The 12,129-nt window shown below is 73.7% G+C and carries 13 protein-coding genes; 6 read left to right on the forward strand and 7 right to left on the reverse strand.

The window, feature by feature from the left end; all coding sequences use genetic code 11:
• Positions 1-7: 7 nt before the first annotated feature.
• Complete coding sequence (locus tag VKZ81_RS18885; RefSeq protein ID WP_324242914.1) at positions 8-409, forward strand: VOC family protein; 402 nt, start codon at positions 8-10, stop codon at positions 407-409.
• Here VKZ81_RS18885 and VKZ81_RS18890 read toward each other — a convergent pair.
• Positions 388-1,107: a DUF6597 domain-containing transcriptional factor gene (locus tag VKZ81_RS18890; protein ID WP_324242915.1), complete on the reverse strand. Its 720-nt coding sequence runs from the start codon at positions 1,105-1,107 to the stop codon at positions 388-390. The two genes, VKZ81_RS18885 and VKZ81_RS18890, sit on opposite strands and share 22 nt — an antisense overlap.
• Before the next feature lie 55 nt (positions 1,108-1,162).
• A complete protein-coding gene (locus VKZ81_RS18895) occupies positions 1,163-2,473 on the reverse strand; it encodes an MFS transporter (RefSeq protein WP_324242916.1) in 1,311 nt (436 codons plus the stop codon).
• 110 nt (positions 2,474-2,583) lie between these two features.
• On the opposite strand from VKZ81_RS18895, the gene VKZ81_RS18900 reads away from it, so the two are divergent.
• Positions 2,584-3,465 carry a PaaX family transcriptional regulator gene (locus tag VKZ81_RS18900; RefSeq protein WP_324242917.1) on the forward strand — a complete coding sequence of 294 codons (882 nt, stop codon included), beginning with the start codon at positions 2,584-2,586 and terminating at the stop codon, positions 3,463-3,465.
• Positions 3,466-3,489: 24 nt separating this feature from the next.
• Here VKZ81_RS18900 and VKZ81_RS18905 read toward each other — a convergent pair whose 3' ends face one another.
• On the reverse strand, positions 3,490-4,137 hold the full coding sequence (locus tag VKZ81_RS18905) for a TetR/AcrR family transcriptional regulator (protein WP_324242918.1): 648 nt from the start codon (positions 4,135-4,137) through the stop codon (positions 3,490-3,492).
• A gap of 104 nt (positions 4,138-4,241) precedes the next feature.
• Between VKZ81_RS18905 and VKZ81_RS18910 the strand changes: the two genes are divergently transcribed.
• The gene (locus VKZ81_RS18910; protein WP_324242972.1) at positions 4,242-5,291 is read left to right on the forward strand and encodes a medium chain dehydrogenase/reductase family protein; all 1,050 of its coding nucleotides are present in this window, start codon (positions 4,242-4,244) and stop codon (positions 5,289-5,291) included.
• Between the two features lie 57 nt (positions 5,292-5,348).
• Here VKZ81_RS18910 and VKZ81_RS18915 read toward each other — a convergent pair whose 3' ends face one another.
• The 3 genes from VKZ81_RS18915 to VKZ81_RS18925 are packed head-to-tail and all read right to left on the reverse strand — an operon-like array spanning position 5,349 to position 8,270.
• A complete protein-coding gene (locus VKZ81_RS18915) occupies positions 5,349-5,663 on the reverse strand; it encodes an AtuA-related protein (protein ID WP_324242919.1) in 315 nt (104 codons plus the stop codon).
• A complete protein-coding gene (locus VKZ81_RS18920; RefSeq protein WP_324242920.1) occupies positions 5,644-6,969 on the reverse strand; it encodes an acyclic terpene utilization AtuA family protein in 1,326 nt (441 codons plus the stop codon). Before VKZ81_RS18920 ends, VKZ81_RS18915 begins: the two co-directional genes overlap by 20 nt.
• The gene (locus VKZ81_RS18925) at positions 6,966-8,270 is read right to left on the reverse strand and encodes a CitMHS family transporter (protein WP_324242921.1); all 1,305 of its coding nucleotides are present in this window, start codon (positions 8,268-8,270) and stop codon (positions 6,966-6,968) included. The genes VKZ81_RS18920 and VKZ81_RS18925 overlap by 4 nt, the downstream gene beginning before the upstream one ends.
• 234 nt (positions 8,271-8,504) lie before the next feature.
• Here VKZ81_RS18925 and VKZ81_RS18930 point away from each other — a divergent pair, with 234 nt between their 5' ends.
• Positions 8,505-9,449 (forward strand): LysR family transcriptional regulator, encoded by a 945-nt coding sequence (locus VKZ81_RS18930; protein ID WP_324242922.1) that lies wholly within the window; start codon positions 8,505-8,507, stop codon positions 9,447-9,449.
• Between the two features lie 70 nt (positions 9,450-9,519).
• Here the strand turns inward: VKZ81_RS18930 and VKZ81_RS18935 are convergent, their stop codons facing one another.
• On the reverse strand, positions 9,520-10,086 hold the full coding sequence (locus VKZ81_RS18935; protein ID WP_324242923.1) for a YceI family protein: 567 nt from the start codon (positions 10,084-10,086) through the stop codon (positions 9,520-9,522).
• Positions 10,087-10,178: 92 nt separating this feature from the next.
• Between VKZ81_RS18935 and VKZ81_RS18940 the strand changes: the two genes are divergently transcribed.
• The gene (locus VKZ81_RS18940; protein WP_324242924.1) at positions 10,179-10,697 is read left to right on the forward strand and encodes a MarR family winged helix-turn-helix transcriptional regulator; all 519 of its coding nucleotides are present in this window, start codon (positions 10,179-10,181) and stop codon (positions 10,695-10,697) included.
• Between the two features lie 20 nt (positions 10,698-10,717).
• Positions 10,718-12,127 carry a dihydrolipoyl dehydrogenase gene (gene lpdA, locus VKZ81_RS18945; protein ID WP_324242925.1) on the forward strand — a complete coding sequence of 470 codons (1,410 nt, stop codon included), beginning with the start codon at positions 10,718-10,720 and terminating at the stop codon, positions 12,125-12,127.
• The last annotated feature ends 2 nt before the right edge of the window (positions 12,128-12,129 follow it).

Raw genomic sequence — 12,129 nt, forward strand, 5'->3', positions numbered from 1 at the left:
CGCCGCCATGACGATCGACGCGAAGCTGGACGCCATCGGCATCGTGGTGGCCGACATGGCGAAGTCGCTGGCCTTCTACCGCGCGCTCGGCCTCCCGATCCCCGACGGCGTGCAGGACGCCCCGCACGTCGAGGTACCGCTCGGCGGCGGGCTGCGGTTGCTGTTCGACACCGAGGAGACGGTGCGCTCGTTCCACCCCTCCTGGAGCCCCGCGATCGGGGCCGGGCGGATCGGCCTGGCCGTGTCGCTGCCGGACGCGGCGGCGGTCGACGCCGCGTACGCCGAGTTGACCGCGGCGGGCTACCACGGCGAGCTGGAGCCGTTCGACGCCTTCTGGGGGCAGCGCTACGCGAGCGTGAACGACCCGGACGGCAACACCGTGGACCTCTACGCGCCGCTCGCGCGCTGAGCGGGGAAGATCTGGCTGGGCGCGACGCCGGCCAGCGCCCGCACCTCACGCGACAGGTGGGGCTGGTCGGCGTAGCCCGCCTCGGCGGCGGCCGTGGCGATGGGCACGCCGTTCCACAGCAGGAGCGACGCCCTGCGGAAGCGCAGCACCCGGCGCAGCACCGCGGGCCCGTAACCGAACGCGGCGAGGCAGCGTCGGTGCAGCGAGCGCTCGGTCCAGCCGAGCCGGTCGGCCGTCTCGGCGGCCGAGGCGCCCCGCGCGAGCTGGTCGGCGACGACCCGCACCGCCGGCCCGGCCGGGTCGCCCGGCAGCGCGAGGGCGAGGCCCAGCAGCACCGGGAGCGGGCGCTCGCCGGATTCGAGGCGCGCCAGCGCCCGCGCCGCGAGCGCGGGGTGGAACTCGGCCACCGGCACCCGTTCGTCGCGCACCTCGGCCGCGGGGAGCCCGAGCAGGGCGGGGAGCCGGCCCGGGGCGAAACGCAGGCCCGCGCTGCGCACCCCGGGTTCGCGCCGGGTGGGGTGCGGACCGGTGTCGGGCCCCGCGACGAGCAGCTCCCGGCCGGTCCAGACCAGGTCCATGCACCCGTCGGGCAGCACCTGCACCGACTCCGCGGGCGCGCCGGGGGCGACGCCGGCGGTCCAGGCGCACTCGATCTCCCCGCGCAGCGGCCGCGGCGGCGGGATCTCGCGGTAGCCCACCGGGCCACGGTAGCGCCGGGCACCGACGAACCGGAGACCTCGGCGGGCGACCGGGCTACCGGGCGCGGCTCGGCGCGGTCGCGCCCGCGGAGCGCAGGTCGGCCTTGGACGTCTCGCCCAGCACCAGGATGCAGACCACCGACAGCAGGCAGAACGCCGCGATGACCAGCGAGACGAGGACCGTGCTGCCCGTCGCGGAGAGCACCGCTGCGAACGTGACGGGGCCGAGGCCCGCGCCGGTGCCCGCGATCTGGTAGCCGAGGGAGGCGCCGGTGTAGCGCGCCCGGGTGGCGAACAGCTCGGCGTAGAGCGCGGCGAGCGGTCCGTGCAGCGCCGCGTGGATCACGCCCTGCCCGATCACGACGGACGTCCAGAGCAGGAACGTCGAGCCGCTGTCGATCATCGGGAAGAGCAGGAACGCCCAGATCCCGGTGCCGATCGCGCCGGCGAGCACCACCGGCCGCCGCCCGAGGCGGTCGGTCAGCGCGGAGTAGCCGATCACGCCGGCCACGGCCACCGCCGAGGAGAACGTGAGCGCGTTGAGCACCGCCTGCCGGGTGAAGCCGGCCTCCACCGCGTAGGAGATGGAGAACGTCGTGAGCGTGCTCTGCGCGACGAAGGAGCCGAAGCCGACCCCGACCGACAGCGCGAGGCTGCGCGGGTGGTTGCGCAGCACCTCGACCAGCGGGGCCCTGCTCGGCTGCGCGGTGGCCGCCTCCCGGAACACCGGCGTCTCGTCGACCCGGGCCCGGACGAACAGGCCGACGACCAGCAGCACGGCGCTGAGCAGGAACGGGATGCGCCAGCCCCAGACGAGGAACTGCTCCTCCCCGGAGATCGCGGTGGCGGCCGCGAGCACGAGCGTGGACACCACCATGCCGGCGGGCCCGCCCGCGTTGGTGAAGCTCGCCCACAGCCCGCGGCGCGAGGTGGCGTGCTCGGCGGACATCAGCACGCCGCCGCCCCACTCGCCGCCGACCGCGATGCCCTGGGTGATGCGCAGCACCACCAGCAGGATCGGCGCGAGCGCGCCGATCTGCTCGTAGGTGGGCAGCAGCCCGATGAGCACGCTGGCCACGCCCATCAGCGACATGGTCACCATGAGCATCTTCTTGCGGCCGACGCGGTCGCCGAAGTGGCCGAAGATGATGCCGCCGAGCGGGCGGGCCAGATAGCCGGTGGCGAGCGTTCCGAAGCTCGCGACCGTTCCGACCAGCGGGTCGAGGTCGGAGAAGAAGACCCGGTTGAACACCACGGCGGACGCCGTCGCGTACAGCAGGAAGTCGTAGTACTCGATCACCGTGCCGATGAAGCTCGACGCCACGGCACGGCGCAGCTGGACGGGGGAGTGGGCGGGATGCGCCATTGCGAGAGGCCCTCTCGGAACGGGTGGGGCCAGACTTTAGGCGTGATCAAAACGCCCGTCAACAAGGTGTCCAACGTCGGCGACGGCGGGCGAGCTGCGAAGATGGCGGGATGACGAGCAGTGCCCCGCGCGTCGGGCCGGCCGGCGGTGCGGACGGGTTGCCACAGGTCCGGCCGCAGACCCACGTGCTGATGTTCAGCGGGATCCACCTCCTGCGGCCGGGCGCCGCCGTCTCCACCGCCGGGCTGATCGACGTGCTGGCGCGGGTCGGGGTCGGCGAGCACGCGGCCCGCGCGACGTTCGCGCGGATGACCGCCCGTGGCGTGCTGCAACGGCGCAGGCGCGGGCGGCGCGTCTACCTGTCGCCGACGCCGTCGGCGCGCACCGCGCTCGAGGAGGGCGGCGTGCGCGCCTGGCAGTCGCCGGTCAACCGCACCTGGGACGGGCGGTGGACGCTGCTCGGCTTCTCCCTGCCGGAGAGCAGGCGCACCGACCGCCACCTGCTGCGATCGCGGCTGCAGTGGGCCGGGTTCGGGATGCTGCAGAGCGGGCTGTGGGTGGCCCCCCGCGCCGTCGACGTCGAGCACCTGCTCGAGGAGTTGGACGTGCTGGGGCACGTCAAGGTCTTCCGCGCCCACGTCGACGCCCCGACCCGGGTCGCCGAGCTCATCGAGGACGCGTGGGACGTCGCCGGGATCGCCCGCGGCTACCAGGAGTTCCTCGACCGCTGGGACCGCCCCGACCCGCTGCCGGGCGCGCCCGACGACCTCGCCCGCCAGCTGTGGCTGCACGGCGAGTGGAGCCTGCTCGCCCGGCGCGACCCCGGTCTCCCGGTCGACTACCTGCCCGCCGACTGGCCCGCGGTGCGCGCCGAACACGTGGCGCTGCGCCTGCGGGCGCAGTACGAGCCGGTGGCCGCCGCGCTCGCGGCCGAGGTCGTCGAGGCGCTCGACGTTCGACAGGATCGTGACGGCCGACAGGTCGACGAATGACGTTCGGGCCGGCCCCGTGGGCCGTCAGGCCGCTTCGTCGCGCAGGTGCGCCAGCGCACTGACGAGGCGTTCGGTGATGTCGGCCGGCCAGGGGAAGGAGACGGTCACCGACTGCTGGTGCGCGAGCCCGTGCAGGCCGAGCCACAGCGCCACGGCATCGGCGGCCGGGTCGGTGCTGGTGGCGACGCCCGCGGCGACGCAGCCCCGGAGCGCCTCGGTGATCAGCTGCAGGGTGTCGCGGCCGAGCGCGTGCAGGTCGGCCTCGGTCACCGAGCTCGTCCCCAGTTCGGGCATCCAGACCCCGCCGAACATCGTGCGGTAGCGCGCGGGACGGCTGCGGGCGAAGTCCAGGTACGCGGTGCAGACCGCGAAGAGCCGCGCCCGGGGATCGTCGCCGGCGTCGTCGCGCGCGCGGTGCAGCTCGGCGGCGAGCTCCGAGAAGGCCTGCTGGACGACGGCCAGCATGATGGCGGGTTGGTCGGCGAAGTGGCGGTAGATCGAGGGTGCTGTGATCCCGACCCGTCGGGCGATGGCCCGCAGGGTCACCGACGACTCGTCGCCGGTCTCGTCGAGCAGGGCGGCGGCTCCGGCCACGATCTCGTCGCGCAGTCGCGCGCCCTCGCCGCGGCGGTTGCGGGTGCGGGCCGTCGGGGTGTGCGGTTGCTCCAGCATGCTGTGAGTTTACACATAGAAACTTACACGTGTTTGCTTCACCGTCGTCGCGTGAACGCGCGTAGCTTTACGTGCGTAAGCTTACGATCGTGAACGGAGTCGTGATGATCCAGACCGCCACGCACGTCACGGAGGTCGTCCTGCCGGGCCGGGTCGAGCCGAGCGGGCTGCAGGTGCGCAACCGCGAACTGCCGGCCCCGACCGCCGGGCGGGCCGTCCTGCGGATGGAGGCCACCGGCGTGTCGTTCGCCGAACAGCAGATGCGCCGCGGCAAGTACTTCGACCAGCCGCCGTTCCCGTTCGTGCCCGGCTACGACGTGGTCGGCACGGTGACCGCGGTCGGGCCGGGGGTGGACGCCGCGCTGGTCGGGCGCCGGTTCGCCGCGGTCACGAAGGTCGGGAGCTGGGCGTCGCACCAGCTGGTCGACGTCGCCGACCTGGTTCCCGTGCCGGACGGCGTGGACGCGGCCGACGCCGAGACCGTGGTCGTCAACGGGATCACGGCCTGGCAGATGCTGCACCGCACCGCGCGGGTCCGCCCCGGGGCGACGATCGTGGTGCTGGGTGCCAACGGCGGCGTCGGGACGACCCTCGTGCAGCTGGCGCGCCACGCCGGGATCACGGTGATCGGCACCGCGTCCGCCCGGCACCACGCCGCGGTGCGCGCGCTCGGCGCCACCCCCGTCGACTACCGCGACCCGAACGTGTACGCGCGGATCCGTGAGATCGCGCCGGACGGCGTGGACGCGGTGTTCGACCACGTCGGCGGTCCCGGGATCCGCGAGTCGTGGCGGCTGCTGCGCCGCGGCGGGACGCTGATGTCCTACGGCACCGCGGCCACGAAGGACGAGGAGGGCAACTCCCGGCTCCCGGTGCTGAAGCTGATCGGCCGCCTGGTCATCTGGAACCTGCTGCCCAACGGCCGGTCGGCGCACTTCTACAACTTCTGGGCGGGCCGGCGCCGCATCGACGCCTTCCGCGCCCGCCTGCGGGAGGACCTCACCTCGGTGCTGCGGCTGCTCGCCGACGGGGTGCTCACCGCGCAGGTCGCCGCGCGGTTCCCGCTGTCGGAGGCAGGCGCGGCGCTGGCGCTGGCCGAGTCGCGGACCGTCGCCGGCAAGGTCGTCATCGTCCCGGACGCGCCCGGACGCTAGACCCGCACCCGCCAGGGCCCGTTCCGGCCCGGTGACGGCGTTGTCGACTCGAACGACCTACGGCAGCTCCAGCTCCAGCGCCAGCAGCCGCGAGCTGAGCGACTTGCCGTGCGTGTCGAGCGCGAGCGAGGTCGTCACCCCGCCGTCGCGGATGCCCGTGCAGACGAACTGCAGCGCGGGCAGCAGCGGTAGCTCGTAGCGCACGACCTCGCCACCCACGTGGCGGGCGAGCTGGGCGCGGACCCGCTCGGCGGTGAGCTCGCGCACGAGCAGCGGGTAGTCGGCGTCGGAGTACGGGATCACCGACAGCGTGGCGACGTTGCCCTTGTCGCCCGCCCGGCAGTGGGCGAGCTCATGCAGCCGGACGGGCATCCCCCACCCCCAGGATCGTGACCGACGGCGTGACCGCCGACCGCGGCAGGAACGTCGACACCACGCCGATCACCTCGCCGGTGAGCACGCGCACCCCGCCCCCGCCCGCGGGCCCGTTCGTGTACAGCGCCTCCACCTCGTGCCCGACGGCGTCCAGGACGGCCGCGTCGGCGCTGCGCGCCGCGACCCGCACCCGGCACTCGGCGTCCTCGTCCGCGCCCGGGGGCGCCACGCCGAGCACGTCGATCCGCGGCCGGACCGGCAGCCCGGCGAGGCGGGCGGCGAGGACGTCGGCGGCGAGGCGGGCGCGGCGGTCGGCGCGCGGGCCGGAGTAGGAGATCTCGGCCTCCACCTTGTGCCCGGCCCGGTAGCCCACGCTCACCTTGAGCGCGTCGGGGCGGGGCCGCCCGCGCGCGCCTGCCACCCGCACCCGGTCCGGGCCCACCTGCGTGACGGTGACCCCGCGCAGGTCGAGCACGACGTCCGGGGTCCGGTAGCCGGTGGGGTCGGTGACCTCGTAGAGCAGCTGCTCGCGCACCGTCGCGCGGTCGAGCCTGCCCCCGGTCCCGGGCAGCTTCCCGTACTCCGCGCTTCCGTCCGCGGCGACGTCGGCGAACGGGAACCCGAGCTCGGCGAGCCCCGGCACGTCCTTCACCCCGGGGTCGGCGAAGTAGCCGCCGGTGAGCTGGCCCGCGCACTCGAGCAGGTGTCCCACCAGCGTTCCCGCCGCCGCGAAGCCGGGGTCGGCGAGGTCGCGGCCGAGGCGGTGGGCCAGCGGGGCGAGGAAGAGCGACGGGTCGGCCACCCGGCCGGTGACGACGACCCGGGCCCCGGACTCGAGCGCGGGCAGCAGCGCGTCGGCGCCCAGGTAGGCGTTCGCGGCGACCACCTCGCCGTGGGCGCGCAGCGGCAGGCCGTCCTCCAGGGCGGGGGCGTCGAGGTCGATCCGGTCGAGCACGTCGTCGCCGGTGACGACCCCGACCCGCGCGGTCGAGCCGAGCCGGGCCAGCAGGTCGCGGGTGAGCTCGCCCGCGCGCAACGGGTTGGCCGCACCCATGTTGGTGATGACGCGGACGTCGTGCGCGAGCGCGGCGGGCAGCAGCCGCTCGAACCGGGCGGTCAGCCGCGGGTCGTGGCCTGCGGTGGGGTCGGCGAGCCTGCGCTGCTGGCCGAGCGCGATCGTGCGCTCGGCCAGGCACTCGAGCACGATGTCGGCGAGCCCGCCCCGCTCGGCGAGCTCCACCGCGGGCTCGAGCCGGTCGCCCGCGAACCCGGCGCCCGCCCCGATCCGGACCGTCCGGCTCATGCGATCGCCCCGGTGCCGAGCGCGACGGCCGTCATGACGAGCGTCGTGCCGAACGCCCAGCCGAACACGAACCGCTGGTGGGCGCCCAGCTGCACGCCCGCCATCCCGACGAGGATGAACGTCGAGGCCGTCAGCGGGCTGAGCGGGAACCCGGTGGTCATCTGGCCGAGGATGGCGGCGCGGGCCACCTCGGCCGGGTCGCCGCCGAGCGCGGCCGAGGTCTCGGCGAGCACGGGGAGCACGCCGAAGTAGTACGCGTCGGGCGTGAACACCAGGCTGAGCGGCATGCTCGTGACGGCCACGAGCGCCGGGAGCGCGTCGCCCGCGCCGCCCGGGACGAGCCCGACGATCGCCCGCGCCATCGCCTCGATCATGCCGGTGCCGCCGAGCACCCCGGTGAACACCCCTGCGGCGAAGATCATCGTCGTGACGAGCACGACGCTGTGGCCGTGCCGGGTGAACAGGTCCTTCTGCGCCTCCCACCCGGGCCGGTTCACCAGCAGCGCCAGCACGAACGCCACCACGAACACGACCGGCAGGTCGGCGAGCTGGGCCAGCAGGACCACCACGAGCGCCACGGTGAGCGCCACGTTGAGCCAGAACCGCAGCCGGTCCACGGGCGTCGCTCCGGCCTCGGGGGCGTGGGCCGCGCCCGGGGCGTCGGCGGGCGCGGGCGCCTCGGCGACCGTCCCGATCCGCTTGCGCTCCGCGCGCCCGATCAGCGTCGCGGCCACGAGCACCCACAGGATGCCCGCGCCCATCGCGGGCAGCACGGGCACGAACACCTCGCCGCTGGTCAGGTCGAGCGCGGCCATCGCGCGGGCGGTGGGGCCGCCCCACGGGATCATGTTCATCACGCCGGCGCCGAGGCAGATCACGGCGGTGAGCACGAGCGGGCGCATCCCGAGCCGCCGGTAGACGGGCAGCATCGCCGACACCATGATCAGGAATGTGGACGCGCCGTCGCCGTCGAGCGCGACGAGCAACGTGAGCACCGCCGTGCCCACGGTGATCTTCAGCGGGTCGCCGCCCGCCCAGCGCACGACGCGGCGCACCGCCGGGTCGAACAGCCCGGCGTCGACCATCAGGGAGAAGTAGAGCACCGCGAACGTGATCATGATCGCGACCGGCGCCACGGTCTCGAACCCGCCGAGGATCAGCTCGCCGAGCCGGTCCCCGGCCCCGACCACGAGGGCCGCGACGATCGGCAGCACGGTGAGCGCGACGAACACCGAAACGCGCTGGGACAGCACGGCCGCCAGGAAGGCGGCGATCGTCAGGAAACCGGTCGCGGCGAGCATCGTTGACCTCCGTGCCTCATCGCCTCCCGCTGCGCTCCGGCGTGCGCGCGGGCCGTCTGTCGCCCCCGCTCCTGCGGTGCTCGGTCGCTCGCCCCTTCGCTCCCGGTGCGCCGCTCCCCGCGGGGCGGCGCCGGCCCGCGCGCGGGCACCACTGTCGAAGCGGAATCGACTCGGCTCACCCTCGGTGCCCGACTCATGCAGGTCAAACACCAGTTGTCGATAGATTCATGCGCTGTGCGCACGGATCTGACGCTGCAGCAGCTGCGGGTCGTGGTGGCGGTCGAGGAGGCGGGCAGCTTCACCTCCGCCGCGCAGCGGCTGCTCGTGGCGCAGTCCTCGCTCAGCCGCACGGTCGCCGAGGTGGAGCGGCGGCTCGGGACGCCGCTGTTCGAACGCACGACGCGCCGGCTCGAGCCGACGCCGGCCGGCCGGGAGGTCGTGGCGGCGGCCCGGCGCGCGGTCGAGGCAGTGGACGCCGAGATGCGCCACGTCGAGGGCTACCTCGCGGGCCGGACGGGGCGCGTGCGCATCGCAACCCTGCCCTCGCTCGCGGCGATCCTGCTGCCCGGGGTGGTCTCGGCGTTCCGCGCGCAGCACCCGCAGGTCGAGGTCACGATCGAGGACGCGCTGTCGGACGAGGTCCTCGAGCGGGTGCGCGGCGGGGTGGCCGACCTGGCCGTCACGGTCGTCTCGCAGGCGCCCGACCCGCTCGCCGACCTCGACGTCACCCCGGTCGCGCGCGACCGCTTCTGCTGCGTGGTCCCGCCCGGGCACCGGTTCGCCCGCCGGGACCGGCTGGCGTGGCGCGAGCTCGCGGGGGAGCCGTTCATCGCCTTCGACCGCACCACGAGCATCCGCCAGCACGTCGACGCCTGCCTCGCCGCGGCGGACGTGGCGCCGCGGCAGGTGGTGGCGGCGCGCAACATCGCCGCCGTGGCCGGCCTGGTGGCGGCCGACCTCGGCGTCTCGGTGGTGCCGGGCCTGGTGCTGCCGCTCATGGGCTTCGCCGGGGTGCACCGCGTCGTGCTGGACGAGCCCGCCGCCCACCGGACGACCGCGGTGGTCCACGCGGCCGCCCGCCCCCTGTCGCCGGTCGCGGCGGCGTTCGTCGCGGCGCTCACCGACCCGGCGCGCGCCCGGCCCGCGCTGCCCGACCAGGCGGGATGGCTGGACCCGTAGCCGTGCGCAGGAAGCGGAGCGGCCCGGCCCTCACGGGGGAGGGGCCGGGCCGCCGCAGGTCGGTCGGGGATCAGGACTGGCGCAGCACGGCCTCGATCTCGAGGTTCACGTTCACCTTGTCGCCGACCACCGCGCCGCCGCCGTCGAGCGGCATCTTGATGTCGACGCCGAAGTCGTTGCGGTCGATCGTGGTGGAGGCGGAGAAGCCGGCACGGGTGCCGCCCCACGCGTCCTTGCCGAATCCGTTGATCTCCAGGGCCAGCGTCACCGGGCGGGTCACGCCCTTGATCGTCAGCTCACCGTCCAGGGCGAGGCCGTCGTCGGAGACGCGCAGGCCGGTCGAGCGGAAGGTCCACTCCGGATGGTTCTCGACGTCGAAGAAGTCGGCCGAGCGGATGTGGTCGTCGCGCTGCTGGTTGTTCGTGTCGATGGAGCGTGCGTCGATCTTCGCGGTGACCGACGAGTCGGTCAGGTTCTCGGCGGTGACGATCTCGCCGGAGAACTCCCGGAAGTGGCCGCGTACCTTGCTGACCATCATGTGGCGGACGGTGAACGAGACGTCGGAGTGATCCTTGTCGATGTCCCAGGTGCCCGCGACGTAGCCGGGGATCGGGGTGGTGGTCGGTGCGGTCGTCATCGAAGCTCGCTCCCAGAGTTAGTTGAACTCTCACTTGTTGAGAGTGACGCTAGCTGAAAGGCGCATGAGCGCTCAACTATTCCGGAGGTGTGGTGTCGGACACGCGATGGCTCGACGAGAACGAGCAGCAGACGTGGCGCAGCTTCATGACGGCCACCCGACTCTTCTTCGACGGCATCGAGCGGCAGCTGCAGCAGGAGTCCGGGCTCCCGCACGCCTACTACGAGATCCTCGTGCGACTGTCCGAGGTGCCCGGCCGCACGCTGCGGATGAGCGAGCTCGCCGAGACGTCGCTGTCGTCGCGCAGCCGCATCTCGCACTCCGTCGCCCGCCTCGAGGAGATGGGCTGGGTGCGCCGCAGGCGGTGTGAGCACGACAAGCGCGGCCAGCTCGCCGAGCTCACCGACGAGGGGCTCGCGGGGCTGCAGGCCGCCGCGCCCGGACACGTCGAGGCCGTGCGCAGGGGCCTGTTCGACGCGCTGTCGCCCGAGCAGGTCGCCGCGCTGCGCGACATCAGCGACACGCTGGTGGCCCACCTGTCCGACAAGCCGGTGTGGCCCGCCGCGGCCGACCGCTCGGGCGAGGCCACTGCGCGCAAGGTGAACGGCTGAGGAAGCCTAGAGTCGCTGCCATGGCAACTCACGTCGATGTCGTGGTCCTCGGAGCGGGTCCGGGTGGGTACGTGGCGGCGATCCGCGCGGCCCAGCTCGGCCGCAGCGTCGCGGTGGTGGAGGAGAAGTACTGGGGCGGGGTGTGCCTCAACGTCGGCTGCATCCCGTCCAAGGCGCTCCTGCGCAACGCCGAGCTCGCCCACCTCGTCACCGCGGAGGCGAAGACCTTCGGCATCTCCGGCGACGTCTCGTTCGACTACGGGGCGGCCTTCGACCGCAGCCGCACCGTGGCCGACGGCCGGGTCAAGGGCGTGCACTACCTCATGAAGAAGAACAAGATCACCGAGGTGGACGGCTGGGGCTCGTTCGTCGACGCCCACACGATCGACGTCAAGCGCAGCGACGGCGGCACCGAGCGGATCACGTTCGACAACGCCATCATCGCCACCGGCGCCGAGACCAGGCTGCTGCCGGGCACCACGCTGTCGGAGCGCGTCGTGACCTACGAGAAGCAGATCCTCTCCCGCGAGCTGCCGCGCAGCATCATCATCGCCGGCGCGGGGGCGATCGGCGTGGAGTTCGCCTACGTCCTGCGCAACTACGGCGTCGAGGTCACGATCGTCGAGTTCCTGGACCGGCTGCTGCCGCTCGAGGACGCCGACGTGTCCAAGGAGCTGGCGAAGCGCTACCGCAAGCTCGGCGTCCAGGTGCTCACCTCGACGCGCGTGGAGTCGATCGACGACTCCGGCGACCAGGTCACCGTCACCGTCACCGGCAAGGACGGGCAGACCAGGACGCTGCAGGCCGACAAGGTGATGCAGGCCATCGGCTTCACCCCGCGGGTGAAGGGCTACGGCCTGGAGAACACCGGCGTGCAGCTCACCGAGCGCGGCGCGATCGCCATCGACGACCACATGCGCACCAACGTCCCGCACATCTACGCGATCGGCGACGTCACCGCGAAGCTCATGCTCGCCCACGTCGGCGAGGCGCAGGGCGTCGTGGCGGCGGAGACCATCGCCGGCGCGGAGACCATGCCGCTCGACTACGTGATGATGCCGCGGGCCACGTTCTGCAACCCGCAGGTCGCGAGCTTCGGCTACACCGAGGCGCAGGCCCGCGAGCTGGCCGAGGAGAAGGGCTGGAAGGTCAAGGTCGCCCAGTTCCCCTTCACCGCCAACGGCAAGGCGCAGGGCCTCGGCGAGCCGGGCGGGTTCGTCAAGCTCATCGCCGACGAGACCCACGGCGAGCTGCTCGGCGGGCACCTCATCGGCCCCGAGGTCACCGAGCTGCTGCCCGAGCTGACACTGGCGCAGAAGTGGGACCTCACCGCCCACGAGCTCGCCCGCAACGTGCACGCCCACCCGACGCTGTCGGAGGGCCTGCAGGAGGCGTTCCACGGCCTCACCGGCCACATGATCAACCTCTGACC

This window comes from Pseudonocardia sp., from assembly GCF_035305885.1.
In the GTDB taxonomy this organism is placed as follows: domain Bacteria; phylum Actinomycetota; class Actinomycetes; order Mycobacteriales; family Pseudonocardiaceae; genus Pseudonocardia.

Coding starts and splice junctions, on each gene's coding strand:
- VKZ81_RS18905 (WP_324242918.1), bottom strand. CDS start 4,137: ATGCTGGAGCAACCGCACACCCCGACGGCCCGCACCCGCAACCGCCGC.
- VKZ81_RS18935 (WP_324242923.1), bottom strand. CDS start 10,086: ATGACGACCGCACCGACCACCACCCCGATCCCCGGCTACGTCGCGGGC.
- VKZ81_RS18895 (WP_324242916.1), bottom strand. CDS start 2,473: ATGGCGCATCCCGCCCACTCCCCCGTCCAGCTGCGCCGTGCCGTGGCG.
- VKZ81_RS18910 (WP_324242972.1), top strand. CDS start 4,242: ATGATCCAGACCGCCACGCACGTCACGGAGGTCGTCCTGCCGGGCCGG.
- lpdA (WP_324242925.1), top strand. CDS start 10,718: ATGGCAACTCACGTCGATGTCGTGGTCCTCGGAGCGGGTCCGGGTGGG.
- VKZ81_RS18920 (WP_324242920.1), bottom strand. CDS start 6,969: ATGAGCCGGACGGTCCGGATCGGGGCGGGCGCCGGGTTCGCGGGCGAC.
- VKZ81_RS18925 (WP_324242921.1), bottom strand. CDS start 8,270: ATGCTCGCCGCGACCGGTTTCCTGACGATCGCCGCCTTCCTGGCGGCC.
- VKZ81_RS18885 (WP_324242914.1), top strand. CDS start 8: ATGACGATCGACGCGAAGCTGGACGCCATCGGCATCGTGGTGGCCGAC.
- VKZ81_RS18900 (WP_324242917.1), top strand. CDS start 2,584: ATGACGAGCAGTGCCCCGCGCGTCGGGCCGGCCGGCGGTGCGGACGGG.
- VKZ81_RS18915 (WP_324242919.1), bottom strand. CDS start 5,663: ATGCCCGTCCGGCTGCATGAGCTCGCCCACTGCCGGGCGGGCGACAAG.